At 50.4% G+C, this 26311-nt stretch carries 25 protein-coding genes; 15 read left to right on the plus strand and 10 right to left on the minus strand.

What is annotated here, in order from left to right; genetic code table 11:
* Positions 1-139 precede the first annotated feature (139 nt).
* On the plus strand, positions 140-457 hold the full coding sequence (locus tag DC28_RS02835; protein ID WP_081941864.1) for a Trp family transcriptional regulator: 318 nt from the start codon (positions 140-142) through the stop codon (positions 455-457).
* A gap of 274 nt (positions 458-731) precedes the next feature.
* Here DC28_RS02835 and DC28_RS02840 read toward each other — a convergent pair whose 3' ends face one another.
* On the minus strand, positions 732-2783 hold the full coding sequence (locus tag DC28_RS02840; protein ID WP_156104550.1) for a hypothetical protein: 2052 nt from the start codon (positions 2781-2783) through the stop codon (positions 732-734).
* 304 nt (positions 2784-3087) lie between these two features.
* Here DC28_RS02840 and msrA point away from each other — a divergent pair, with 304 nt between their 5' ends.
* Positions 3088-3648 carry a peptide-methionine (S)-S-oxide reductase MsrA gene (msrA, locus tag DC28_RS02845; RefSeq protein ID WP_037545778.1) on the plus strand — a complete coding sequence of 187 codons (561 nt, stop codon included), beginning with the start codon at positions 3088-3090 and terminating at the stop codon, positions 3646-3648.
* Complete coding sequence (locus DC28_RS02850; RefSeq protein WP_037545546.1) at positions 3648-4061, plus strand: hypothetical protein; 414 nt, start codon at positions 3648-3650, stop codon at positions 4059-4061. The genes msrA and DC28_RS02850 overlap by 1 nt, the downstream gene beginning before the upstream one ends.
* Positions 4062-4128: 67 nt before the next feature.
* Here DC28_RS02850 and DC28_RS02855 read toward each other — a convergent pair whose 3' ends face one another.
* Positions 4129-4644 carry a universal stress protein gene (locus DC28_RS02855; RefSeq protein ID WP_037545549.1) on the minus strand — a complete coding sequence of 172 codons (516 nt, stop codon included), beginning with the start codon at positions 4642-4644 and terminating at the stop codon, positions 4129-4131.
* 109 nt (positions 4645-4753) lie between these two features.
* Between DC28_RS02855 and DC28_RS02860 the strand changes: the two genes are divergently transcribed.
* A complete protein-coding gene (locus tag DC28_RS02860; RefSeq protein ID WP_037545552.1) occupies positions 4754-5671 on the plus strand; it encodes an ABC transporter ATP-binding protein in 918 nt (305 codons plus the stop codon).
* A complete protein-coding gene (locus DC28_RS02865) occupies positions 5658-6884 on the plus strand; it encodes an ABC transporter permease (protein ID WP_037545555.1) in 1227 nt (408 codons plus the stop codon). The genes DC28_RS02860 and DC28_RS02865 overlap by 14 nt, the downstream gene beginning before the upstream one ends.
* Before the next feature lie 72 nt (positions 6885-6956).
* Here the strand turns inward: DC28_RS02865 and DC28_RS02870 are convergent, their stop codons facing one another.
* Complete coding sequence (locus DC28_RS02870; RefSeq protein WP_037545559.1) at positions 6957-8120, minus strand: THUMP domain-containing protein; 1164 nt, start codon at positions 8118-8120, stop codon at positions 6957-6959.
* Between the two features lie 14 nt (positions 8121-8134).
* Positions 8135-9430: a hypothetical protein gene (locus DC28_RS02875; protein WP_156104551.1), complete on the minus strand. Its 1296-nt coding sequence runs from the start codon at positions 9428-9430 to the stop codon at positions 8135-8137.
* 55 nt (positions 9431-9485) lie between these two features.
* On the opposite strand from DC28_RS02875, the gene DC28_RS02880 reads away from it, so the two are divergent.
* Positions 9486-10499 (plus strand): Ldh family oxidoreductase, encoded by a 1014-nt coding sequence (locus tag DC28_RS02880; protein WP_052078372.1) that lies wholly within the window; start codon positions 9486-9488, stop codon positions 10497-10499.
* Complete coding sequence (locus DC28_RS02885) at positions 10496-11182, plus strand: class I SAM-dependent methyltransferase (protein WP_037545566.1); 687 nt, start codon at positions 10496-10498, stop codon at positions 11180-11182. Before DC28_RS02880 ends, DC28_RS02885 begins: the two co-directional genes overlap by 4 nt.
* A gap of 10 nt (positions 11183-11192) precedes the next feature.
* On the opposite strand, the gene DC28_RS02890 is transcribed toward DC28_RS02885, so the two are convergent.
* Positions 11193-11741, minus strand: a complete 549-nt coding sequence (locus DC28_RS02890; protein WP_037545569.1) for a LiaF domain-containing protein — start codon at positions 11739-11741, stop codon at positions 11193-11195.
* Positions 11742-11819: 78 nt separating this feature from the next.
* On the opposite strand from DC28_RS02890, the gene DC28_RS02895 reads away from it, so the two are divergent.
* The 7 genes from DC28_RS02895 to DC28_RS02925 all read left to right on the plus strand — a co-directional run bounded on the left by DC28_RS02895 (position 11820) and on the right by DC28_RS02925 (position 19660).
* Entirely contained in the window at positions 11820-12599 is a 780-nt protein-coding gene (locus DC28_RS02895) for a class I SAM-dependent DNA methyltransferase (protein ID WP_037545572.1), read from the plus strand.
* A 56-nt stretch (positions 12600-12655) separates the two neighbouring features.
* Complete coding sequence (locus DC28_RS02900; protein WP_037545574.1) at positions 12656-13510, plus strand: acyl-[acyl-carrier-protein] thioesterase; 855 nt, start codon at positions 12656-12658, stop codon at positions 13508-13510.
* 99 nt (positions 13511-13609) lie between these two features.
* Positions 13610-14752, plus strand: a complete 1143-nt coding sequence (locus tag DC28_RS02905) for a thymidine kinase (protein ID WP_037545576.1) — start codon at positions 13610-13612, stop codon at positions 14750-14752.
* A gap of 112 nt (positions 14753-14864) precedes the next feature.
* Positions 14865-15929 (plus strand): BMP family lipoprotein, encoded by a 1065-nt coding sequence (locus DC28_RS02910; protein WP_037545578.1) that lies wholly within the window; start codon positions 14865-14867, stop codon positions 15927-15929.
* A gap of 218 nt (positions 15930-16147) precedes the next feature.
* Positions 16148-17665 carry an ABC transporter ATP-binding protein gene (locus tag DC28_RS02915; RefSeq protein ID WP_037545580.1) on the plus strand — a complete coding sequence of 506 codons (1518 nt, stop codon included), beginning with the start codon at positions 16148-16150 and terminating at the stop codon, positions 17663-17665.
* A 1-nt stretch (position 17666) separates the two neighbouring features.
* Positions 17667-18719 carry an ABC transporter permease gene (locus DC28_RS02920; RefSeq protein ID WP_202962950.1) on the plus strand — a complete coding sequence of 351 codons (1053 nt, stop codon included), beginning with the start codon at positions 17667-17669 and terminating at the stop codon, positions 18717-18719.
* Complete coding sequence (locus DC28_RS02925; protein ID WP_037545582.1) at positions 18716-19660, plus strand: ABC transporter permease; 945 nt, start codon at positions 18716-18718, stop codon at positions 19658-19660. Before DC28_RS02920 ends, DC28_RS02925 begins: the two co-directional genes overlap by 4 nt.
* Before the next feature lie 306 nt (positions 19661-19966).
* Here DC28_RS02925 and purD read toward each other — a convergent pair whose 3' ends face one another.
* The 5 genes from purD to DC28_RS02950 form a co-directional block, all read right to left on the minus strand.
* On the minus strand, positions 19967-21214 hold the full coding sequence (gene purD, locus DC28_RS02930; RefSeq protein ID WP_037545586.1) for a phosphoribosylamine--glycine ligase: 1248 nt from the start codon (positions 21212-21214) through the stop codon (positions 19967-19969).
* Entirely contained in the window at positions 21211-21792 is a 582-nt protein-coding gene (gene purN, locus DC28_RS02935) for a phosphoribosylglycinamide formyltransferase (RefSeq protein WP_037545589.1), read from the minus strand. Before purN ends, purD begins: the two co-directional genes overlap by 4 nt.
* Positions 21785-22747 carry a phosphoribosylformylglycinamidine cyclo-ligase gene (purM, locus tag DC28_RS02940; protein ID WP_037545592.1) on the minus strand — a complete coding sequence of 321 codons (963 nt, stop codon included), beginning with the start codon at positions 22745-22747 and terminating at the stop codon, positions 21785-21787. The genes purN and purM overlap by 8 nt, the downstream gene beginning before the upstream one ends.
* On the minus strand, positions 22744-24183 hold the full coding sequence (purF, locus tag DC28_RS02945) for an amidophosphoribosyltransferase (RefSeq protein ID WP_037545594.1): 1440 nt from the start codon (positions 24181-24183) through the stop codon (positions 22744-22746). The genes purM and purF overlap by 4 nt, the downstream gene beginning before the upstream one ends.
* A gap of 242 nt (positions 24184-24425) precedes the next feature.
* Positions 24426-25193 (minus strand): TatD family hydrolase, encoded by a 768-nt coding sequence (locus DC28_RS02950; RefSeq protein ID WP_037545596.1) that lies wholly within the window; start codon positions 25191-25193, stop codon positions 24426-24428.
* A 113-nt stretch (positions 25194-25306) separates the two neighbouring features.
* Between DC28_RS02950 and DC28_RS02955 the strand changes: the two genes are divergently transcribed.
* Positions 25307-26308, plus strand: coding sequence for a M23 family metallopeptidase (locus DC28_RS02955; RefSeq protein ID WP_052078373.1), 1002 nt, complete (start codon positions 25307-25309; stop codon positions 26306-26308).
* The last annotated feature ends 3 nt before the right edge of the window (positions 26309-26311 follow it).

Below are 26311 nucleotides of genomic sequence, written 5' to 3' on the forward strand. Positions count from 1 at the left end.
CAGAAAGCCTAGGGCTTAACAAGCAGGCATGTTTCAAATTCCCAGAAGAAATACCAAGCCGGTTCTTAGCAATTGGTCAGCTTCCAAGCCGCTGAGAAGATTCATTGACCAGGGCTGTGGGGTTTGGTACCATGATTCTATGAAGAAGAACAATACGCTCACCCGGGAGAACCTTCAGGACCTTGAACAACTTGCAGAAAACCTGCACTCCCTGGAGGGCACCAGGGAGGTCTTGAGTCTCTTACAAGAGCTGCACACCGAATCAGAGCTCCACAACCTCAGCCTTCGATGGCGGCTTATGAAGATGCTTGACCAAGGGGTCTCCCAACGGAATATCGCGGAATCCCTGGGCATCAGTCTTTGCAAAATTACCCGGGGTTCGAAGATTCTGAAAGACAAAACCTCCATCTGTTCATCCATCGTTCCCCGAGCCGCTGCCATGGAATCCCTGAAATAGGAATACCACTGTTACCCTCAATGCATCGAATAAACCGATGGAAGGTGTACAAAGGGCAGCAACCTACACCGGATACAGCGGGGCGGCTCCGGGGCCGTCGCCGAGGGGTCGGGAACAACCTTTTGCAAACCGTTGAACCCTTCGCATATCCATGCCCTCTTGGGTGGATGAGCCCATTATTTCTTGCCGAATTACGTCGAGTACCCCTGAATCCATCCCAGAGGCAGTCGACCCCTAGGGGAGGTACCAGGGTACAGCCCTGGATACAATCTCGTTAAAGCCCGAATTTTTTCCTCACCCTGCGCAGATACGCTTCTGGCCCCATACGAGAAATATTCGTAACGACGCTGGCTATACGGTCAGATACATCATCCAGACCGCCCTGGATCTGCTGCCCTGCTGAGGGTTGCATGATAGAAAGAAACTGGCTCAAGACCTCATGGGCAAAAAACAGGGCTTCTGACACCGATTTTCCCAGGAGAATATCCTGTTGTTCTATAACCCCGTCCAGATACGGAATGCTCACCCCCTGACTGCTGAGATCTCGGGGAGCTACCGGGGGCGGGGGATTTCCGCCGTCCCGGGGGCTATGGCTCTGTAGAACCCTGGAAAGAACATCCCGCACCATGGTGAGGGATTGAAGAATCGTTTCCAGGGTAGATTTTACCGTCCGGTCTCCTTCAGACAGTTGTTGTGCGGTCCGTTTATTGAGGCCAATCCACTGTTCCATGGAAATATCCGTACCACGTTCCTCTGTAAGCCCGACAAGCTCGGGAATCAATGGTCTAATTTTGTCGAAGTAGAATCCGAACATATCCTGGGAGAACAGGCGGATGATGCCCTCGGAGCTGGGAACGGTACCTGAAAGCAGGGGCCCTAGGGACTCAACACAGCGCTGACTGAAGCGCAGCGTCAGGATGAGAGGGAATGATTTATCATGACTGAAATCTACCTTCTCGGGGAGTTTGCTGCGTATTCCCTGCTGGGATCCCTTGAGAATTTTAGAGGCCTGTTCGGACAGATCATCGGAGAAATCGTAGAAGAGTTGAAGATCATCAACGGTATCGGGGGTTTGGGAATTGCCCTTCAGACTACTTCGCCGGAGTTTGTCCCGTTTTTTTACCAGGGGAATCAAGGCCTTCTCCAATTCCTTGAGGTAACGGCGGATCTCGCCCTGGGTCTCTAGTGGCGCATCGAAATTGTCTTCGGGGATAACCGGGCCCCCGGGAGGGGAAAAAAGATCGTCCATATCCAGAAATCGGCGATAGCGGACCATCTGAACTCCCCGGAGAATATTCCAGAGGGAGGGGGTGGTTCCCTCCCGGGTAACCATCCGTTTTACCAGGGACATACTCATTCCGATGCTTCCCGGTATTTCCGGCATTGCCTGGTATGCCCTTCGGAGGGCATCGGCGGTGTGGTCTAACCTGGGATCCAGGTAGATATACACGCAGAACAGGGCCAGAACCTCCTGGAACGCCCCATGAATCTCCCGGGATTGGTAGGGCAGGGATGTAAAATCAATGGCTAATATCGCCCTGGATAGATCCTGGATAAGCCTCAGCAGATTATAGTGAGATTTAGACAGGGCCTTCCAGCCCTTTCGGAGAATGAATGAGAGGGTCTCGTCCAGGGGTTGGAGGGTGCGCTTTTGTAAGGAAAGCGTCATGGTCTGTTCTATAGTAGGGCTGAGCCGGATGGTCAGGAACAAAAAATGGCCTTCTATTACACCGGTATCTCTGGCAAAGGGGATAATCTTCCAAATATCCTCAAAAATATACTGCAGAAACCCGTTGTTCTGATGGACTGTGAGTACCGTTTTTCGGTTCTTGGCAATCTCCCGGGGGGTTCCGGCCTCATCCCCCGGGTTGGGCAGCTCTGGTTCGTCCCCGCTACCCGGGGGCGGTTCCGGTTCCTCCCCCATACCCGGCGGCGATTCAGGGGTATCGGGAGGATTATCCGTCGGTTCTCGCCCTGGCGCTGATCCTTGGGGAGTGTTGGGTATGCCGGGACTGGCAGGGTGGGGGGCATCCTTATGGGAATCCTGATGGGTTTCAGGGGGTTGGGCTCTCTCGCCGGGGGGTGGGGTGGCTTCCTGCATTGCCTTGGGCCTAGGTTTATTAGAATCACCTCTACCCTGTAACACAGGGGCGGCGATATCCGGAAAATCCTCAGCAAGTCCCGTCAGGACGGTTAGCTTTTCTTCCAAGGTTGAGTGGGATGAGAGAATGGTTCGAACCAAATAGGCCTGTTCATCGGGCCAGGGAATCTGAGATAGCTTCTTGAGTAGTTCCCGTTGGGCTGTGGGTGAGTCAGGGATTTTCACCACTTTATAGTACCATTGGACTATCGGAATATCAAATAGTACTATATGCATAAGGACGGTGGTTATGCATGGGAACTCCCGGTCAGCAATCCGGATGATTGGAATTATCCTTTTTTTTGGTTTGGCGGTAGTAGCCTTTGGCAGCCCCAGCCTTGAAGACTCGCATCCGGGGATTCCTACGGGGGCTGGTCAGCCGTCACCATTGCTCCTTCCGGCCGATACAGGCCAGGAGGTTCAGCGACCCCGGGCAGCATTCTCGGGAGCCGATCCTTTAGGATTGAATCTGGCATTTGGAGGAAAAACCATGGGAAATTCACAGCACCTCGTCTTAGGCGGGGGATGCTTCTGGTGTGTCGAGGCCGTTTACGAGCGCATACAGGGCGTCTTGTCGGTCGTCGCCGGCTATTCGGGGGGCAATACCCCAAATCCCACCTACCAGGAAGTAGGAACGGGGAAAACCAACCATGCCGAGGTGGTACGGATTGAGTATGATCCGGATCAGGTAGGTTTTCGTGAGCTTGTGGACCTGTTTTGGTATGCCCACGATCCCACCACGGAAAACCGCCAGGGCTTTGATGTCGGCACCCAGTACCGGTCCATCATCTTCTATCAGAACGATCAGGAGCGTGCGGCCATTGAAGAATCCAAAAACAGGGCACAGGCGGATTTTAGCGATCCCATTGTAACGGTTATCAAAGGGCTGGAGCAGTTCTTCCCGGCAGAAGCCTACCACCAGGATTTCTACGCAAACAACCCCAATTACGGCTACTGCCAGGCCGTCATACAGCCGAAGATGAGAAAACTCGGACTCGAGGGAATAAAACAAATTTCCATACCCGAAATGACCTTTAAAAGGAGTGAATAATGGCAACAAAAACTGGAAGTCTTACCGGCTTTGTACTACAGCTGGCAACGGGAATCTACTTCACCGTCTCCGGGATACTGCATATCCAATCGTACAATTCCGATACGGCGAAAATCTTCAGGGGCGTGCGGCAGGTTTTCGGCGTCAATGACGGACCCATGGCCATCATTGTACCCATTGTACTGATTGTCGCCGGGGTTTTGATGCTCATCGGATTATTTGTCGCCCTGGGCCGGAACGGGCAGCTCATCATGGGGCTAACCCTCTTCGGGTTATGGCTCATCCAGATTGTGGTAACCTACTTTATAAACGGTGTGTTCGAACCGGATTTCTTGACCTGGGCTTCAGAATTCTCTAAGGACCTGGTGATCCTCGCGGTACTGTGGGTAATCTCCCAGCGTAAGGGGGCCTAATCTCAGATTCTGTGGAGAACCTGTAAGAATCCCCCCGGTGTTTTAGGGGGATTCTCATGTCCGAGGTTCAGGTTTTGTCCTCGGAGTTCTTTCGGGTTTCACCGTATCCGGCAGGGATGAGCATGAGAGGACAGCCGCAGTGCTCAATGATGGACTCCGAGGTTGATCCCAACAAGGCCTTGTAGAAGATGCCATGGCCGTGGGTGCCGATCACGCAGGTGTCCACGGATAACCTGGAAATCTCATCCTTAATCACCCTAGCCACATCCCCTTGAAGCAATAGGGCCTCGCAGTCGACTCCCTGGGCCGCCGCCTGTTTCTGCATACCGCTTAGCTCTTCTTCCTCTGCCTTTGCACGTTCCCTGAGTTGATTGACCAGATCTTCATCCGGAACATACATAGGCCCCATGGACCCATAATACTCCTGGCTTGCTAAACTAAAACCGATGTAAACATCCTGTAGATTGTGAATCACATGTAATAGATAAAGCTTTGCCCCATAGGTTTTCGCCAGGTCGAGGGATGCACTAAATACCGCCTTGCTGATGGGTGAAAAGTCCAGGGCTGATAGTATGGTCTTCATATGATCCTCCTAAGGTACTAGTATACAATAGTTACCAGAAATTGCTCGTACAGCCTAGGTAATCGAAAAATTAATTGAATAAATTTCCAAACCCCGTGTAATCTAAGACATGATCAAGATACAAAACCTGCAAAAGAACTACGGTGATCTACGGGCGGTGGATTCTATTTCATTAGAGGCCGCCCCGGGTCGCATTTTCGGCTTATTAGGTCCAAACGGGGCTGGTAAATCAACAACAATCCGCATGATCATGAATATCCTTGCTCCGGATGGCGGTGAGATTCTCTTTAACGGAGAGCCCTTTACCACCCTCCATCAGGACCGGATAGGGTATTTACCCGAGGAGCGGGGGTTGTATAAACAGGCAAAGGTAGGGCAGCTTTTAACCTATCTCGGCACCCTGAAAAATGCCCCGAAGGACCAGCTCCAGAAAAACATTGACCGATGGCTTGAACGGTTTGATCTTCAGGAATGGAAGCATAGAAAAGTCGAGGAACTCTCCAAGGGCATGAGTCAGAAGGTCCAGTTCGCCGCAGCCCTGGTTCATGATCCTGATGTGGTATTCCTGGACGAGCCCTTTTCCGGAATGGATCCGGTCAGCCAGAATACCCTCCTGGAGGCGATCCAGGAGCTTGGTTCTCAGGGGAAGACTATCCTGTTTTCCACCCATATCATGGAGCATGCGGAAAAGATCTGTTCAGATATTTTGCTCATGAATCATGGCAAAACGGTGGTTTCCGGAAGCCTGGAGAAGATAAAGGAACAGTACGGCACCCGTTCCGTGCGTCTGGAATTTGAGGGAAATTCATCCGATCTTTCAGATTGTCCTCTGACATCGGCATCGGTGGTCTATCCCCGTTGGGCCGAATTTGAATTGCAGGATGGGGTAGCCGCCCAGGAGCTGTTAGTGTATGCCATGGAGCGGGTGACTGTTACCCATTTCAGTTTAGAGCAGCCATCCCTGCATTCTATTTTTCTCCAGTTGGTCGGCAAAAAGACAAAGGAAAACACCCATGAAAACCAATAAACTTCTAACCGTTGCCCAGTATGAGTTCAAACAGATGACTGGTACGAAGGCCTTCATCATCCTCACCATTCTCGGGCCATTTCTCATTTTAGCGATCACCGTGTTACCAAGCTTGCTGGCTATGAATCCCCAGGTGATTCAGGGTAGCGTTTCGGTGGGGCACGCGGGACTCTCATCCCAGCAGGTTGGAGATCTCCGGGGTGTTTTGACGGACATGCAAATCACCCTAAAAGAGTATTCCGGTGAAGATCAGATCCGGGAAGCGGTGCGAGAAGGTGCCATCCGGTTGGGTATTGCCAGCCAGGCCCAGGGCGAACCGGTGCTCTTTTCGAAGGAAGCGGTGGATTTTACCCTGGTTGGTCGGGTGCAGGATGTTCTTGGCAAGGCCATAGTACGGGACCGTCTGGCCGGGCAGGGATACGATCCCCAAACCATACTGGCTCTCACCAAGGCACCCCAGTTTAGTCACATTACCCTCTCAGAACAGGGTGAGGAATCCTCGGATTCCGGCGGCTTTGGCAGCGGATTTTTTACCGTGTTTACCATGGCAATGCTGCTCTATATGACTATTTTGTTGTACGGCCAGATGATCGGCCGCTCGGTGGTTCAGGAGAAAACATCTAAAACCGTTGAAATACTATTGTCATCTCTGAAGCCAGGGGAATTAATGGGCGGAAAGATTCTCGGTATCGGGTTGGCGGGGGTCCTTCAATACGGTATCTGGATTGTAACCACGGTAATCGCATCCACCCTTCTCGAACCGGTCATCGGCCCCGGGATGCTGAGCCAGATTAATCCGGGGAATTTGGCCGCCCTGATGGTATTCTTCTTGCTTGGATATTTCCTTTTTGGCTCGGCCTACGCTGCCATCGGTGCTGCCAGCCAGGATGAACAGCAGATGGGACAAATGTCTTTGCCCCTGATCCTGTTTCTCATTATTCCCATTATGCTTCTGAGTTCCATCATCATGAATCCCTCAACGGGTTTGGCGGTGGGGTTATCATGGTTTCCATTAACGAGTCCCATCATTATGCTTGCCCGGGTAGTCATCGAGACTCCTGCCATGTGGGAGATCCTTGGCAGTATCGCAGTGCTTCTTTGTACTATAGCCCTGGTGATCCTGGGTGGCGGGAAAATATTCCGGACCGGAATCCTATTAACCGGCTCAAAGAAGAAATTGGGAGAGGTGCTGACCTGGTTATGGAAATCCTAACCGGGTACCGGTACTCTCTACTTTCAGGGTATCCCTCCGCCACATCGCCGGGGGAGGCAGCCCGGAGAGTACTCACTCCTGGATTCCTTTTCGGAGCAGGTAGAAGTGTACCTCCAGGGTGTTGAGGATCATGGTCATCCGTCCAACCTGAGTGAAGCATGAAGGGTGCTGATGGGATTGGGTCAGGAGCCCAGCCATGGCATCCGGTCGAATTAGGGATAAAAATCCTAAAATACCCCCTTCTTTTAGGAGGTGGCTGCCGAGGGCAAATAGTCTGCGGTGGAAGGCCGCTGCACCCTGGAGTCGGTTGAGCCTTACTCCCAGGGGCGGATTAGTAATTACCAGGTCGACCGATTCTGGGGGCATGGTGGGTGCCAGATCAAAGCAATCCCCGAACCGCAGGTCCGTCCTGGAGGTTCCCTGGCAATTTTGAACCAAGCCGGGAAATACATTGCCGTTTTTCTCTATGCCCAGGAGGCTTGCATCAGGCAGTAGAGTGTGGGCTTCCATCAGAATAGTCCCGCTGCCGGCAAAACAGTCGAGAAGGGTGGGGGTCTGAGGGAGGGCTGGATGGGCGAAGCAGTCCAGAGCCGTTCGCACCATGATGTATGCAGCCGTGGGGCGCAGAGAAATCCGGGGATTGAATACCTTACCCAACCGCTTACTCAGGTCTTTGGGGTGGGGTTCAATATCCGCATGGAGTCGTTGGTTCTTAAGCTCCAGGTGGACGACCACATCGGGTTGTTTAAGGTCAACCTTCCACCGGGGAAGGTGTCGCCCGATTAATGCACCTGCCGCTCCCTCGAGTTTCGGACTCCGAAAGGGGTGATTTCCCTTCCGACTAGACCGGCATGCAAAGCTCCGGTCTCCCAGAGCAGAAAACAAACCGCGAGTCACAGCTTTCCTTATCTGGGAGTCGAGAAATGAAAGTACCGCGTCAAGACTCGGTTCGGTATTGCAAAACTGCCTGCTTGCCAGATGGATTCCTACTCCCTGGATGGACCGAAGCCGGCTCAGCCTTCGGGTATAGTCGAAAATCTCCACCCAGGAATGATCCTGCCAGGTTAGGAATAGACCGTTTTCTCCCAGGCGGTTCTTTTGCCAGTGGATGGAGACCTCCCGGCTTGATTTCCCTGGAAGTACCCCGAATATTTCTCTGGATACAAAGGTCTCGGTGCCCGGGATGGTTCTGATTCTGATACTCTTTCTGATGCTCTTGGTGAAAGAAGGCTTCATACTCACCGGTTCTATCAACCATTCCTGCGGGGTAGGAACTCACCCCAGATCCAGCCTTGGGTCTCCGGCTCTTCATATAGTTCCACGGCAATCCAGTACCCTGGCTGTCTTGCTACCGTACCCCGGGGAAGAGACATTTGCTTTGGAATCACCAGCGTACCCCTGGGAAGCCGCTGTATGAGTCCACCCTGGAGGCTCGGTGTCCGCCGGAGGGCCGCATTATGCTGTAATACCGCCAGGGGAACACCGAAGGGTATTGACCAGTCCTGGCGTTCCCGGGGTAGGTAGGTTCCCTCATCTGAGGGTGCCAAGGGCTGGTAATAACCGAAGAGGCGCTGACTGTTCTCTGGGGTAGTTATTATCATGGAAGTCTCCATTATAGGTAATCCTGCGGATTGTTGGGGGAGTATTTCCAAGGAGTTGCTGAATCTGGTTTGAACTGCTTTTCCCGGGAGGAGTTCTTGCCGTTGAAACCTGATGGTAACACCGTCTTCCGAAAGTCCTATAACAGCCCAGAGGGCAAAGGTATGATTCATATCAGCCCCGGTGTCGGGCTCCAGAGGTGCGGTGAGGGATAACCGGATCTCAGTACCCTCCCAAACATCATGGGCGATGAGGTCTACCGTGTATTTCCAGGATTGGGCGTTGATATCTTCTACAACAACCCTGGGATCAAATAAATAGGGAACGGAATTAATGATCAGCACCGGTTGCGATGTTGGTCTGCCCATTAGTACACGGGATGTTTCTGGGAGGTTCTGCACCCGGGTAAGCTGAGCCACCTCCCGCACCCCAAGGTAGGTGTTCTCCGCCCCCTCTTCAAGAAGCACCACTGAAGAGCTCGTGATGATGCCGCGGTTTCCAAATCTGTCTTCGATTTGGATATACCGGATCATCTCATTTCCCTCCCTCGACCAGGGTAGAAGTTGGATTATGGTTACTAATTCTCCCTGGTTTAATCGGGTCACCAGGGTTTTGTTTTGTTGATTCGACCAAACGGGGCTGAGGTCATGGATTATAAATCCCAGGGTCGCCCGTTCACGTATTCGGGTCAGTAATTCCGGTTCATCTTCTCGGGGTAGAAAGACATCAATGGGATGAGAATCTACCGCCTCAAGTCCATTATGCTGGGGTGTCACAAAACCGATGGTCTCCAGATCTAGGTACCCATTCTGCTCAACCCCGGAGGCCCTCCCCGCCGCAGGCGCGGATTCCTGGGTACCCCTCGCAATAAACAAGCCGATGCCCAATCCGACAAGACCGGTTAACAATAATTTGATGAACGCTGAAAAACGTTTACGCCGTACCACACCCAGGACGATATACCCTGTGCAATGAGTTATCAAGATGGTATAACCTAAGCCCATGGATTATAAAACTACCGACATTCGATATATAACAGAAACACTGTTGTCCGCATCCGGGCTCACAAAAGCTCATGCCAGGCAGGCTGGCGATGTGTTTATTCGATCCCAGCGTCGGGGAATGGAACACCATGACCTGAGCTACCTGCCCGGCCGCCTTGATTGGCTGTTCCAGGGGAAGGTTGCAGGGAATGCCCAGCCCGAGCTCCTGGGGAGCCAGGGAAGTCTTTCCTGGTATGATGGGCATAATGCCCTGGGTGAATTGTGCTGCTCTTCCATTGCATCCCGGGCTATCACGGATGCACAGAAGTATGGGATCGCCCTCTCGACGGTGAAGAACAGCAATCATTTCTTGGCTGGTGCGCCCTACGCGGAGATGGGTAGTGAGAATCAATGCCTACTCCTGGTTTTTTCGTCCACCGATGCCACTATGGCCGGCCCACCGGGGAGGGGGGACACCCAACCTGTCATTGGGAATAATCCATTCGCAGCCGGCTTTCCAACGACGGCCCAGCCCTTTATACTAGATATGTGTATGGCGTATGCGAGTTTGGGTACCCTGCATAAGAAGGTAAAATACGGGGAACAGGTGCCCTCTTCCTACGGCTATAACGCCCAGGGGGAACCAACCTCGAGTCCCCAGGAGATCCTGGAAGGCGGAGCATTATCCCCCATGGCCGGCCATAAAGGATTCGGTTTGGCGCTGTTAGTGGAAATGGTAACCGGTGGCCTTTCCGGAGGACATATGGGACTGGATATTCCCCAGGGGGGGGGTATCTCGGGACATAGCCAGACGGTCATTGCGGTTTCCCTTGGGGCAAACTCCTCAATGAAGCAGGCTCCCCAACGCTTTTCATCTATGATGGAATCCCTTGCAGATGCCTCACCGGGGGTTCGATATCCCGGAAGCCGACAAACCCCGGATTCTCAAACCCTGGATGTGCCCGGAGAGGTACTTCAACAGCTACTGGTATGGTGGGACCGGTTGAGTATAAAGGAGCCCTGGCCTCTATGACGCCCCTATGGATAGTTACCGCGGTATGTGCTTCTCTCTTTTTAGTGGAATGCCTTCTACGGTTCTTTACGAAAAAAACCGGTACTGATCCCACACCGTGGTTCTGCCCTCTGAATCAACCCAAGGCCCGGAATACCATTCAGCCATTGACTCAATGCCTAACCCTTAGCCACATCGAACCGGGATTAACAGTTCTGGCCCTTGGGCTTGAAACCGGCGATCAGGTCCACACCATCCTAAAGCATCTCGGCAGGGATGGGGTCTTTGTGGGAATTGAAGGCAATCACCAGACGATTCGGTCCCTTGAATCCGCTCTCACAGAGAGGGTTGACCCGAGTAGCTGTGCATCCTGGGAGATCTACCATGTTCAAGATACCAGTGATCTTCCCTTTCCTCCGGAGTCCTTCGATGTGGTTTTTATCCTTAAGAGTCTGTCATCTATTCGCAGATCTGAGCATTTTCTCATTGACTCCTACCGGGTGCTTAAAAAAGGGGGGATACTCTCAGTGAACGACTATCTGCCCAATCGTTTTTTCAACCTTCCCCAGATTCCACGGCGGAAACTTGCGCAAACCGGCTTTTCCAGTTTCTTTTTTAGCGGGTCAATTCTTGCCTACACCCTGATCGCCAGAAAGGAGGGGGCGGGGAGTTCATTTCTCCGCACGGAAAAACCGCCCCTCTAGCCTGAAATACCTACCGTACCTTTACATCCATACCGCCGAACAGGGCGATTCCATCAATACGCACGGTGGGTGCATCCGGATTGTGGGCCCGGTGGCGTTTGCCAGAAAAACCGCCAAAAATGCCGATTCCGGATATTTCGAGATTCACATCTTCGGGAATAATAACGTCCACTCCCCCGAACACAGCCACAACATGGATGGTCATGCCCTCGGGGGGAATTACTGCCTGGCGGAGGTCGATATCCACCCCTCCGAAAACAGCGATAGCCTGGTGGGATTGGGCGGCATGAAACCGGCCAGCCACCGATGTTCCCGAAAAAATCGCTACACTGGTCTGACTCGGAGATCCCTGGTACACCTCCATGGCCTGATTGCCTCTTGCCAGTGAAGGAAGTCCGGGCATGTTTCGTTGAACACCCTGCAAATCACCCAGGGTCTGCAGGGCGGTAACCTGCTCAGTCCACTGTTCATATTCCTCCAGGGAGATTTGATCTTCTGCGTACAGTGAGCTTAATCGATCCAATAAATTATTCTTTTGCAACTCCAAATCCGAATTCATGGTGTATACTCCTTCTCCAAGAATCATCATAAACTACTAGGCAGGATATGTTCTACTTCAAAACGGGGGTACGGCAGGATGATTGAAAAAATTGAGGAACTCTACCGGGATGCACAGCTCTATGATGACCAAAACAGCGATGTAACTGAGGATCTCGAATTCTGGGCCTGGGCTGCTCGCAGTTATGGGAGACCCGGCTATCCGATCCTGGAGCTGGGATCCGGTTCCGGAAGGGTCAGCATTAATCTTGCAGAACTCGGATACTCCACCATAGGATTGGATCTAAGTCCTCATATGATCGCCCTGGCAAAAAAAAAGATTGCCCAGGGCCTCGGCTCCGAGGCCGGAACCTGCGAATTTCACAGAGCTGACATCAGAGACTTTCGTTTACATACTACCTTCCCATTGATCATCTTTCCCTATAACTCCCTCAGTCACCTGGTATCGAATGAAGATCTGGACCGATGTCTTCAAGGGGTATTGCAGCACCTGGAACCCCGGGGGCGCTTTGTCTTTTCGGTATTTCTCCCCCTTCTGGGGCTGTTAACCAGGGATCCCCAAGCCCTCTATCCCCTGGGGACCTTTCGGGATAGCCAGGAAGGTGTTCCTGTGGAGTTGTTTGAGTCCATGCGCTACGATCCATGGAACCAGATTAACCACATTACCTGGTATTTTTTCCGGGAGGGTCAGGATGATCCGGTCATTCAACACCTCCAGTTACGGATGTTCTTTCCCCAGGATCTGGAATACATTCTCAGGACAAATGGTTTTCAGGTGGAACACCGCTTCGGTGATTATTCCCGGGGAAGGATTGAAAAGGATTCTGTCGTACAAGCCCTGGTAGTCCAGCGAAGGTGAATCATTAGAATCTCACTGCCTTGGCAATATTGCTAGAAATGATTAAAATCCCCTTCATGACAGTACCACCAGAATCCTATACCTTCCCCTGGGTCGACCAGTATCGGCTGCTTTCGGCCGATGTCGATTGTTGGCAGACCCTCCGCCCTGGGGCAATACCGCGGCTTCTCCAGGAAACCGCCTGGAACCACGCAAAACACCTGAAAATAGACTACTCCAATCCCCAATTTGCCTCCATCCACTGGGTGCTCACCAGACTCTACGTGCAAATCACCGGTCCCCTGCCGGTCTGGGAGGATTTAGTGTTGGTCCATACCCAACCGACGGGAGTTGACAGGCTGTTTGCCATCCGGGAGTACCTGCTGACCACCCAAGATGGGCGCGAATTTGCCCGAGCAACTTCCAGCTGGGTAATTATCGATGCGGACACAAGGCGCATTCAAAAACCGCAGCCCCTCATTAAGGATATCGTATTGCCCGATGTGGCACCCCTCTTTCAAGAAACTGCTAAGAAAATCACCCAACCGAACGATCTGTGTTGGGAGAGCCTGGCGGAACATATTTGTGGATATAACGAGGTAGATCTACATAAGCATGTAAACAATGTCAGGTACATGGAGTGGTTTCTCCAAAGTTATCCCCGGACCCGGTTTGAGCAGTATGCTCTGAGAGAGTGGACGATAAATTATACCGCCGAGGCAGGCTGGGGCGATCGGTTGATCACTCAGATGTGTTGTCCCGGAGGGGATTCGAATGCCTGTACCGAGCAGGACGGGCCTGTTTTAGAGGATTATTTCCAGATCCTCCACCGCACTGATTCGGAAAACCCAGGAGGCCAGGCGAAACCCGGGGCGGTTGCATGCAGCGGCATCTTACGGTGGTATCCCCTGAGGGCAGACCATTCCCAGTAGGATAGGTCTTTCACAGCAGTTTGATGAGGTTTCTGCTTTACACCGCGTATGAAAGGGGCTACAGTTCCTGGAAAATACGTACCATTCAATCGAGGTCGAATGTTAACTAATAGCCATAGTTCGGATGCAGCGGAGTTGTTTAAAAGTCTTGGGATGCCCGATGTTACCATTCATCATGCTGTGAGCCATTTCGATTTTACCCGACCGGACCGGCGGATTCTTGTTATTGGCCCCATGGGAAGCGGTAAGACCGAGTATTCGGCCAGGGTGTGGCGGGATGCCAAGATCGCCATGCAGAAAAGCACCCAATTCGCCCGGCAGACGAAGACAGGTATCAGTGACAGAAGAAATGTATTTTTCATCCGCTCCATCCTGGATGCTGAGCGGTTTCCAGACTATCCGGACAATGCCCTGGCCTACCGAGGAGGGTATGAACTACTGGGAGATCGCATCGCCAGGATCCGCGACAGCTTCGAGTTGGAAACCGTGATTGCCGACCATCCAGAATGCGGCACCTGGATAATTGACGAAGCAAGCTTCTACGATGAACGGATCGCCTATGTGATTTCCCGGGAATCAAAACAGCATGGCAGGGTGTTTATTTTTCCGACCCTCATCCTAAACTTCCGAAAGGATATTTTTAACCCCACAGCCCGGTTACTTCTCGAAACCGCCACCGATGTCTTTCCCCTAACTGCGTACTGTGAGCATTCCGATTGTATGGAGGATAGCTTTTACACCTACCGCTACTACCGTATCCACGGTCAAGAATGTCCGGCCCTGTTTTTTGATCCCCTTATAGTAGTAGGCGGGGACCGAATAAAGGACGATCCTCGTCAACCCAACTATGCTACCCGATGCGAGGCGCATCACTACTTGCCTGGAAAAGAGTACACCTTCCTCATCCTCAAGCCCCTGGGGATCGAAGCCGCAAAGGGTAACACCGAACCCTTGAAGGGTGAGCTTAGGCTTATGAACGAGGATATTACATCCTCGGCCCTGGCGAACCACTTTCAGGAAAAATTCGGAAGGGAGGATTCCTCGGGTAATGCCACTTGTATGAATGCCCTCAAGGTACCCTGTATTGCGGAAAAGGCTCTCATGTACCTATTTATTGAGCAAAACCTGGTCTCCGAACAACAGGTACGTTCTCTCATCGAAGAGCTCGATCTGGACAAGGATTACATGAAACGTACCATAGCCGATAACGGCCGAAGCATTTCTTTACAGATTTCCGGTTAAACCCAGGAGGGCAGATAATTTGAGATCAAATTTCTGTTCCATTCAAGGGAATTTTGTGTAATACTTTGAAGATAGACAACACCAATTCGTTTAAACGAGAAGGAGAGTTAAGGTGAGGAAGATTGCATTAATCACAGTTGTGATTCTCATTGCCGGGCTTGCGCTTGTAGGGTGCGCCCAGGAAGAATCCAAAACGAAGGTCGGAATGGTAACTGATGCCGGTACCATTGATGACAAGTCCTTTAACCAGGGAACATGGGAAGGAATTTTAGCGGCTCAGGAGGACTTTGATCTTGATGTACGCTACCTTAAACCTGTAGGCACCACAGAAGCCGATTATATCCAAGAAATCAGCAACCTCTATGATGCTGGATACAAGTTCATTGTTACCCCGGGATTCAAATTTGAAACCACCATCTTCAAAGCTCAGGATGAGTATGAGGATGCCTATTTTGTATTGCTCGACGGATCCCCCCATGCTGGAGATTTCAATCCGGTAGTCGGTCCCAAAACCGTTTCCATCTTTTTTGCTGAGCACGAGTCCGGATTCCTTGCCGGTGTTGCCACTGCTTTACAGCTCAATGAGGGAGAGGTCGGATTTATCGGCGGAATGGAGATCCCCGCTGTACAGAAATTCAACTGGGGATTCCAACAGGGAATCGCCTATGCTAATGCCAATTTCGGTACCGAGATTGCCATTAATGCAGAGAATGTTATCTATCAAGGCTCCTTCGATAATGTTGCAGCGGGTCAGCAGATTGCCGCCCAGATGTATGAGAAGGGTGTAGATGCTATTTTCGCCGCTGCCGGTGGTGTAGGTGTTGGGGTTATAAATGAAGCCAAGAGCCGAGCCAGGGCAGGTGAAGAAGTCTGGGTTGTGGGTGTTGATGTAGATCAATATGCAGACGGCATCTACGAGGGTGAGAAATCTGTCATTCTTACCAGTGCAGTGAAAAGGATTGATCAGGCATCCTATGATATGATCAAGGCCTATCTGAATGATAGCTTCCCCGGTGGACAGATTCTGACCTTTGATGCCAGCAATAACGGGGTTGGCATTCCTGAAGAGAATCCCAACCTGAGTGATGCTGTTGAAACCCAGGTAGCAGAAGTGTTTGACTCCATCGTAAGCGGCTCGGTAACCGTTAACGATGTTCAGGGTAACCTCATCAAATAATCAGGGTATTGTATAAGCAGGGGCATCGTGCCCCTGTTTTTTTTTCTGACACCCGATCCGATTGCATAAGAAGCCTGCAATTGGCGTGCGTAATAATGAATAAAAATAAATCATTTCAAAGAAATGAATTATTTTTATCCGTCCAGCGCATGGTTCGTTTAAAACGGCGTTTTGATCGAACCTCACCCGTAATACCTTTGCTAAGAGAAGGAAGAGCCATGGACCATATCATAGAAATGCTGAATATACGGAAGGAATTCCCGGGGATCGTCGCCAATGACGATGTCTCGATTTCTCTGCGAAAGGGCGAGGTTCTAGCCCTCCTCGGAGAAAACGGCGCCGGTAAATCAACCCTCATGAGTATACTATTCGGCCTGTATAATCCTGATGCCGGCACAATCAGGGTAAGAAATCAGGAGGTCGAGATTAAAAATCCGACCCAGGCGAATAACCTCGGGATTGGGATGGTCCACCAGCACTTCAAACTTGTACATAATTTTACGGTTACTGAAAATATTATCCTCGGCATGGAGCCCAAGAAAGGACTCATCATTAACCGGGACGGTGCAGCCAAGAAGATTAAGGAACTCTCTGAATACTACGGATTAAACGTAGATCCCTATGCGAAAATCGAGGATATTTCGGTGGGAATGCAGCAACGGGTAGAGATCTTGAAAATGCTCTACCGGGATGCCGAGGTGTTAATTTTTGATGAACCTACCGCCGTATTAACCCCCCAGGAGATTCGTGAGTTGATGAAGATCATGCGAAATCTCCTCGAAGAGGGTAAATCCATCATCCTAATCACCCATAAACTAAAGGAGATTAAGGAGGTTGCTGATCGGTGTACGGTAATCAGGCGCGGAAAGGTCATAGGTACCGTGCAGGTGAATGAGACCTCTGAAGCAGAGATGGCTAAAATGATGGTGGGACGTGAGGTTTCCTTTAACGTGGACAAGGCTGATAATCCTCCGGGAGAGACTGTCTTGGAGGTGAAGGATCTGGTTGTAAAAGATAATCGGGGACTGCCAGCGGTTAACTCCTTCAGTATTTCCCTTCGAAAGGGGGAGATTCTCGGAATTGCCGGGGTAGATGGAAACGGTCAGAGTGAGCTGGTAGAGGCTATCACTGGGTTGCGGAATGTGGAATCCGGAGCCATTCTGCTCAACGGTACGGATGTCAGTAAATTTAGTATAAAAGACCGGTTTCATGCAGGGATTGCCCATATTCCGGAGGATCGGCAAAAACGCGGATTGGTGCTGGACTATTCCATAGCCGAGAATATGGTGCTGGAGATCGTAAGTAATCCGCCGTTTTCGAAACGGGGACTGCTCCAATTTCCCGCAATCGCTTCTTATACAGAGCGCCTGATCCAGGAATTCGATGTTCGATCCGGGGAAGGCGCCAAAGCAAAGGCCCGGGCATTATCAGGGGGGAATCAACAGAAGGCGATTGTCGGCCGAGAGATCAGCCACGACCCCGAGGTTCTCATTGCCGTTCAACCTACCCGGGGGCTTGACGTCGGTTCAATCGAGTACATTCATAAACGCTTGGTAGAGCAGCGGGATAAGGGAAAGGCTGTACTACTGGTGAGCCTTGAATTGGATGAAATACTAGACCTGTCGGACCGAATTGCTATAATCAACTCCGGGGTTTGTGTAGGAGAGGTGAATGCAGCGGAGACAAACGAAAATGAAGTCGGCCTCATGATGGCTGGCATCAAACAAGGAGCATAGGGTGAAGATACGCATTCCACATCAATTGAAACTTGCTCTTATGGCCATAGCCTTTGGTTTGCTCATCGGAGCATTGTTGATCCTGTTCACGGGGTATAACCCCTTTGCAGCCTACACAGCCTTGTTCCAAGGCGGGCTCATGAGTATCCGGCGCATCGCCAACACCCTGGCCAACAGCACAACCCTGATCCTCACCGGGCTTTCGGTGGCCTTTGCGTTCAGAACCGGGCTGTTCAATATCGGAGCATCCGGCCAGATGCTCATCGGCGGAATGGTAGCCACAGTCCTTGGGCTCAGCCTGGATCTGCCGAAGCCCTTGTTACTGACAGTGATGCTGGTGGGGGCTGCTGCTGCCGGCGCCCTCTGGGGGTTTATTCCCGGTATTCTCAAGGCGAGGTTTAATGTTCATGAGGTTGTAGCAACCATTATGATGAACTTCGTTGCCCTGTGGACCACCTACTATACCATTCAGAACTACTTCACTGCAGAGCAGGAAACCCAATCAGCCACCTTGCCAAGTGGAGCGAGTCTTCAGGTGGATTGGCTTAGGCAGATTACTGACCGGTCTTTTTTAAACCTCGGGCTGTTTCTCGCCCTAATTCTCGTGGTCATTATCGGTGTGATCATTAATAAATCGGTATTGGGCTATGAGTTAAAGGCTGCAGGTTACAATAGGTTCGCCTCAGAGTATGCGGGTATGAACGTGAATCGGAACATCGTGCTCTCTATGGTGATTGCCGGCATGTTGGCGGGAATAGCCGGGTTCACCTACTACGCCGGATACTCAAGTCATTTAGAGATCGGAAAACTTCCAACCCAAGGATTTGACGGTATCGCTGTAGCCTTATTAGGTGCGAATACCCCTATTGGCGTGCTACTCTCGGCGGTTTTCTTTGGGTTGTTACTGAATGGGAAGGGGTTCATGCAATCGGTGACGGGGGTTCCTCCTGAGATTGGAGACATAATCATAGGTGTAATTATCTATGGTTCCGCCACCAGTGTACTTTTTGACAGATTGTTGACCTACTTTCAGCGAGGGAGGAATAAGAAATGAATACCATTGTACAGATTTTTCCCTATGCGGTAGCCTACACTATTCCCCTTCTCATTACCTCCCTGGGGGGATTGTTTAGCGAGCGTTCCGGGGTGGTGAATATCGGACTTGAAGGACTTATGGTTGTTGGTTCTTTTTTTACTGCCCTGGTGATTAATTTTCTGGAACCAACCATGGGAGCGAATGCCATATGGTTCGGCTTGTTGGCGGCCATGATCGGTGGTGCGTTATTTTCTATGCTTCACGCCATAGCCAGCGTTTCCCTCCATGCCAATCAGGTAATCTCCGGAACTGCTATAAATATGATTGCCACAGCTGTAACGGTATTCTTTGCCCGCAACCTGTTAGGCAGCGGAAATATTCAGATAATCAATACGTTAAGCCGATTCAATGTACCGCTTCTCAGCCGCATCCCGATAATCGGCCCCTTGTTTTTTACAAATACCTATGCAACCACTTGGTTTGTACTTGCAATTCTTGGGGCAGCATACTTTGTTCTCTATTACACGCCCTCTGGTCTCCGGCTACGTTCATGCGGCGAACACCCCCATGCTGCCGATGCTGCTGGGATCAATGTCCAGCGGACTAGATACATCGGTGTTGGATTGTCTGGAACCTTCGCAGGACTAGGTGGAGGGGTTATGATTGTAACCTATTCCGGGCAATTTAACGGTTCTGTTGCCGGACTCGGCTTTCTTGCCCTGGCATCCCTGATATTCGGTCAGTGGAAGCCCCTGGGGATTCTCGGGGCAACCCTGTTTTTTGGGTTTGCCACAACCATGGCAAATGTCAGTCAGGTTATCCCTTCCTTGGCCGTTATTCCGCCGGTTCTCCTAAAGACCTTTCCTTATGTTGCAACGTTAATTGCGCTCATCATCTTCTCTCGGTCATCCCAGGCTCCTAAGGCTGTTGGAGAGCCATTCGTCAAGGATAAGCGCTAATACCTTCGGGGTACCTAGGACAGGTTCCAGCAAAAACGGGTATAACCGTTTTTTGCTGGAACCGAAATAACCGGGTAGGGCGTAAATAGCAGAAGAACACCGGATAAGTGTTTCCGTCTAAAACGAAACCACGGGCAGGGTTGTCAGGTTCAACTGTTACTAGGTTTTTACGCACCACCTAAGGTCAGAGAACCAGTCTGGGTGTGTAACTGTGGAAAATACGGTTAGAAGAGGATAGTACCCCGGCAACCCCAGGGATAGAGTTGCCGGTGCTGATTGGTAGGTTGTATATATCCCAAAGCCGAATCACACGGTGCCGAAAATTCGATCTCCAATATCGTGCCGAAACCATGCGCCGGGAAAGGTGATGCCCGCTGCCGCCGGGTATGCTGTAGACCGTGCTTCTAATAGTTCTCTTCCGAGGCCGACGGCTGAAAAACACCTTCCTCCCTTGGTATACACCGTTTCATTCGCTTTATAGGTTGATGCATGGAAGATTAACTGTTGCTGATTGATCTTTGGAAGGCTCACAGGGAGATCCTTTTTATACGATTCGGGATAGCCGGGACTCGCTACAACAACGCAGAGGGCTGTTTTATCGGACAACCGCAGATCCAGCTGATCCAGGTTCTGTTCAACCATCGCCTCTGCTAGATTGCAAAAATCATTCTCTATGAGTGGTAAGAGTACCTGGGCCTCGGGATCGCCGAATCGGACGTTGTACTCCAGGAGTTTTGGCCCATCTTGGGTCATCATGACCCCAAAATACACCACGCCCCGGTAATCAAAGCCTTCCTGGGTAAAACCATGAAAGGTGGGCTCTACAAGCTGTTCCTGTATAGCATCCATGCCTCCGGGTTCGATCCAGGGTACCGGGCAGATGGCTCCCATGCCGCCGGTGTTTAAACCAGTATTTCCATCCCCTGCTTTTTTATAATCGGTGCAGGGAGGGAGGAGCTTATATGAGACGCCGTCGGTAAGGGCGAATACCGAAACCTCATATCCTGAAAGAAACTCTTCTACCAGCAGGGGGCCGTCCTCCAGGGCAGGAATGCCGAATTCTAACAGTGCTTCCTTGTTTTCGGATTCAAAAACGCCCTTTCCTGCCGCTAATCCGCTCTTTTTTAGTACTACCTTCGAATCAATCCCATTAATAATAGAACGAAGATCCTGTTCGTTTTCTACAATTTCCGCCTTTGCTGTGGGGATTCCGTACTTCTCCATGAACCGCTTACTGAAGGCTTTACTAGACTCGAGCTGGGCGGCTAATTTTCGAGGACCCACCGCGGGAATCCCCTCCACCTGGAGATCATCGACAAGCCCATTCGATAGGGGAACCTCCGGTCCAACAAAGACAAGATCAATTTCATGTTTCTTACAGGCCTGAATGACCGCTGATGAATCCTCTCCGGACACTTCCGGTAGGTTCATCGCGAAGCTTTCCGTTCCTGCGTTTCCTGGAGCCACAAAAAGACCAGTATTACGTTTACTTCTGGCAAATTGCCAGGCTATGGCATGCTCTCTCGCTCCGTTGCCAACCACAAGTACCTTCAACTCTGTTCCTCCTCTGGGTCAATTCGGTCTAAAAATGATTTTATAATGACCGGATATGATGCATGCTCTATCTGGTGAATGCGTGATTCTATATCTTCCCTGGACTCTGTCCCCCGGCGCGTAAAACGTTCTTGGAAGATGATGGCGCCGGTATCAATTCCGGCATCTACAAAGTGAATTGTGATGCCAAGTTCTGAGTCAGTCGACGCATAGCTGTCTCGGATACCGTGGGCGCCGGGATATTTAGGCAACAGACTCGGATGGATATTTATGAGTTTACCCTCCCAGGACTTAGTAAATCCGGGACTTAAAATCCGCATGAACCCTGCTAAGGCAATAAACTGTATACCTTGGGATGATAATGCAGTTTGAAGCTGCGCCTCTGCCTGGGATTTTGAGAGCTTACTATAATCTACGACATGAAGTGGAACGTCCCATTCATGGGCCAGTTGGGCAGCTCCGGAATTCGGGATATCAGTAACGATGAGAGCGAGTTCATGGCGGTATGAGTCTAAGTAATCATATATAGCATTAAGATTGCTCCCGCGACCTGAAGCAAATACTGCTAATTTAGCCATGTACCAGTTCCCCAATACAACGTGTTTCTATCTGGGTGCGTTCGCAAAAGCTCTGAAAATCCTGGGTCTTCGCTTTGGGTACGACCAGAACCATTCCAATCCCCATATTAAAGACTTTCCGCATTTCTGTCGTTTCAATGTTGCCCAGGTTCTGCAATTCAGAGAATATGTGCGGCACCGGCCAATCCCATAAAAAGGATGGTATTAGTCCTTGGGGAAGAATCCGTTGGGTGTTGGCTACCAAACCGCCGCCAGTGATGTGGGCGGCTCCAGAAATTAAACCTTCGGAGATAATTTTTTTGAGTTGGCGAACGTAGATGATGGTTGGTACAAGAAGCTGTTCCCACAGGTCATCCCGCGATTCAGGGATAATCTTCCTTGCCAGGGAAAGGCCATTGGAATGAATTCCCGAAGAGGGGAGTGAAAAGAGACTGTCTCCAGGATTCATTGCATTGAGGTTAGGAAGCATCTTATCTGCATCAACTATACCGGTTGAAAATCCTGCTAGGTCAAAATCACTATGCTGGTAAAGATCCGGCATCTCGGCTGTCTCACCCCCGGCGAGAACGCATTGCGCATCCTCGCAGCCCTTAATGATACCGTCAATTATTTGCTTTAATTGGTCCTCTTGTATTGCACCGGTTGCGATGTAGTCGAGAAATACCAGGGGTTCTGCACCGCACACGATAAGATCGTTCACACACATAGCCACAAGGTCAATTCCAAGGGTGTCGAAGCGATTGAGCCGCTGGGCGACCAGCAGTTTTGTTCCTACACCATCCGTGGCCGAAAGAAGTACCGGTCGTTTATATTTCGTGGTATCAATTTCAATGCCGCCGGCAAACCCGCCAATACCCCGGGATACAGCAGGGGACTTAACGGAGCCAATGTACCGTGCAAAGGCATCGCCCTTCTCGATATCAACACCGGCTTCTTGGTAACTTTTTGGTTTCATTGATGTTCCTTTGTGTCTCGTAGGGTACGTTCTCTTTCTGTTTGTTTCAAGGGGACGCGGATGGGGTACTCCCCGGTAAAACAGGCGAAACAATAGCTTTCGGGGCTATCGAGGCTATGCTGCAAATCTTCGATGGTAAGAAATGTTACGCTATCAGCATCGATGAAATTCGCTATTTCATCGGGGGTAAGGGTATTTGAAATGAGTTCCTGTCTGGTCGGGATATCGATACCGAAGAAACAGGGCCATCGAATTTCTGGGGATGACAATCGGAGATGGACCTCCCGTGCCCCAGCTTCCTTCATTAGTTTTACAAGGATCTTTGCGGTTGTTCCCCGTACAAGAGAATCATCTACTAAAATAATTCGTTTTCCGGCAATTGTCTTTCTAACCGGATGTAGCTTCATGCGTACAACTAATTCACGTTCAGCGGTGGTTGGCATGATAAAGCTTCTCCCGGTGTAGTGATTCCTCGTCATACCGAGTTCAAAGGGGAGTCCAGCTTGCTCTGCATAGCCGAGGGCGGCGGAATTTCCTGAATCAGGTACGGGTACGACGATGGTGTCTTCCTTCCCTGTTTGGGCAAAAAATTCTTCGTCCCGAATAGCAAGTTCTTTCCCTAGTTTTTTGCGCTGGTGATACACATTGATGTTATACACATCTGAATCCGGTCTGGCAAAATAGATTAACTCGAATGCACAGTGGTTCCGTTTTTTCGGGGTCAGAAAACTACTCCTGCTCCCGTATTGATCGGTGATTATTATCTCTCCGGGTTCAACCTCACGGTAATCAGTGATTTGTAAAATATCCAATGCACAGGTTTCAGAGCCAACTACGGTCATTCCATCCTTTTTCCCTATGTACAACGGCCGGAAACCCCAGGGATCCCTCACCGTTATCATAGTGTCATCGTGGAGGAGCACCAAGGAATATGCACCCTCAATTTTTTGTAACGACTCAACCAACGCTTCCTGAAAGGTGGGTTTCCGGGAGTGGCTGATCATATGCAAAATGAGTTCAGAGTCAGAAGTCGTTTGAAAAATCGCTCCGGCTGAGACCAGTTCCTCTTTCAAGGGTTGCGTATTGGTCAGATTGCCGTTGTGCGCCAGGGCAATATCCCCCTTATTGCAGGAAACAAGGAGCGGCTGAGCATTTTCAAGTTTATTTCCCCCATGGGTGGAATAGCGCACATGCCCGATACCACAATGACTCATCCGTTCTCCGTCAAGGTATTTTGATAGGACCTGAGATACCATCCCTAAATCTCTATAAGAAACGGTTTTATCTTCCTTGCGGTATGCGATGCCGGCACTCTCCTGGCCCCGGTGTTGTAGACTAAACAGGGGAAAAAAGAGTTTAACCGGTATATTTGTAAGGGATTCCGAAAAAACACCCGCTACACCGCAGTAATGGCCAAGCTTTTCTTCATGTATCATGATTTGGATTTCCTGGTTAATAGGTCTCGGGGAGTGTATAGCACCCGAGATAGCCAGAGGTCAAGGCTATCTCGGGAGTGTTTACCCAAGTTGATCAGGAAAAGGACCGGCACCCCAGGAATGTAACTACCCTCAGGGGATGCCAGATGGAGCTCCGAGGGATTAACTTGTCGGAACCGTACTGCTTGGGCATGGTGTGCTGTCCCATGACGACCCCAGAGCTGGTACCGATCTAAGCTCTGCTAGAGTTGGAAGAGCCGTTTTGCGTTGAGGAAGGTCTGTTCAGCGAATTCCTCGGGATCCAGCCCGCGAAGGGATGCTAGGTATTCTGCGGTGGAATGAAGATAGCTCGGCCGGTTTCTCTTGCCCCGGTACTCAGCCGGTACCATGAAGGGGCTCTCGGACTCAATAACAAGCTGTTCAATGGGAATGTTCTTAGCAGTTTCGTGGAGATTTCTAGCATTTCTATAGGTGGCATTTCCGGCAAAAGAAATGTACATACCAAGATCAATTGCTTTCTTCGCAAACTCCCAGTCCTCGGAATAACAGTGCAGAACCCCACCTCTAGTCGGTCTCCGGGTGGAAAGAATATCCAAGATATCCTTGCCTGCATCACGGTTATGGATAATAACAGGCAGATTGTACTTATCAGCAATTTCGAGTTGGCGAATAAATAATTCGATCTGGGAGTTTTTATTACCAAACTTACGGTAGTAGTCCAGGCCTGTTTCACCGATGGCAACAACACGTTCCTGCTTCACACCGGAATCAATTTTCGCTTCCCAGTCAATCCCGGGATTTTGAACCTCCGAAGGAGAGACTCCCACGGCGTGATAGACATGCGTCGCAGTACGTAGATTTTCATACACCACGAAGAAATCGTGGAGGTTATTGCAAATGCTTATTATACCCTCTACCCCTTGCTGCCGGGCTTCTTGAGTAATAATTAACTGTTCAATCGGGTCTTCGTGAATCAACCCGATATGGGCGTGAGTATCAAATAGTTTCATGGCTTTTTCCAAATCTGAAAGGATATACAAAAGACATTAGCATGCCGATACTATAACGTCAACAGAATGTTCCATTTGACAATTTTAATTTATTCATGGTAGGGTTTTACAGAATGGCCGGAAAAAGAGGGAAATCTTCCAGTAAGAAACGACACGTATTTCTCAGCCTCAAGGAGGCACTGGGAAAGCTGTTTTCTCATAAATTTACCGTGATGGTCATTCCCCACTCAGAAAAAAAGGTTGTAAATCTTCAGATTAATACCCTCTTCTTTACTTTTTCCTGCCTGACCCTTGTATCCCTCATCATCGGATTCGTAGTTCTTTCTACAGATTACGCGGCATCTCAGCAGGAGACCCTGGTGGAAACCGTGAACTTTGAAACTGCTCAAGCTAACCTGGATTCTGTGGTAGATGAGGTTTCAGAGTTGATAAAGGTATATAGGGTTTTTGAAAATGCAATGCAGTCAACCCTAGGGGAATTAAACATCGCAACCCGAGAGGATGAAGGTTTTTCTGGATCCGGTGATATTTCGAGTATTCTGGATTTAGAAGAGGTGCAGGGTAGCACCCCTCGGGAGGTGTTTGATGTACGACGCCTCAGAAGTTCACTCTCCGATGCCATTGAGCCTGTCAATCAGATCGCGGATATTTTGTCTGCCGAGAAGCAACTCCTCTCAGATATTCCTACCCTTTGGCCGGTGGTCGGTGGTAGAAACGCACTTACCATGGAATTCGGTCCAAATGAGCATCCCATCCGTGATGAATGGTACCTTCATAAGGGGGCGGATATTGCGGGACCAATAGGTCTTCCCATCGTGGCAGCGGCAAACGGCAAGGTCGTGGAGTCTAGATTGGATCAGATTTCCGGTTACGGAAATATGATAATCATTGAACATAAGTACGGGTTCCGTACCCGGTATAGCCATATGAGTAGAAGGTTGGTAAGTGAAGGTCAGGAGGTGTACCAGGGGCAGCAGATTGGTCTGCTTGGCAACACGGGATTATCTTCGGGACCGCATCTGGACTTTCAGGTTATGCTTGGAACTGAGGTTCTAGATCCCACAACCTTCCTTAGTATTAAAAATGATTTTGCCCGATGGCTCGGTAACAGGTAAGTC

Source organism: Spirochaeta lutea, assembly GCF_000758165.1.
Lineage (GTDB): Bacteria > Spirochaetota > Spirochaetia > DSM-27196 > Salinispiraceae > Spirochaeta_D > Spirochaeta_D lutea.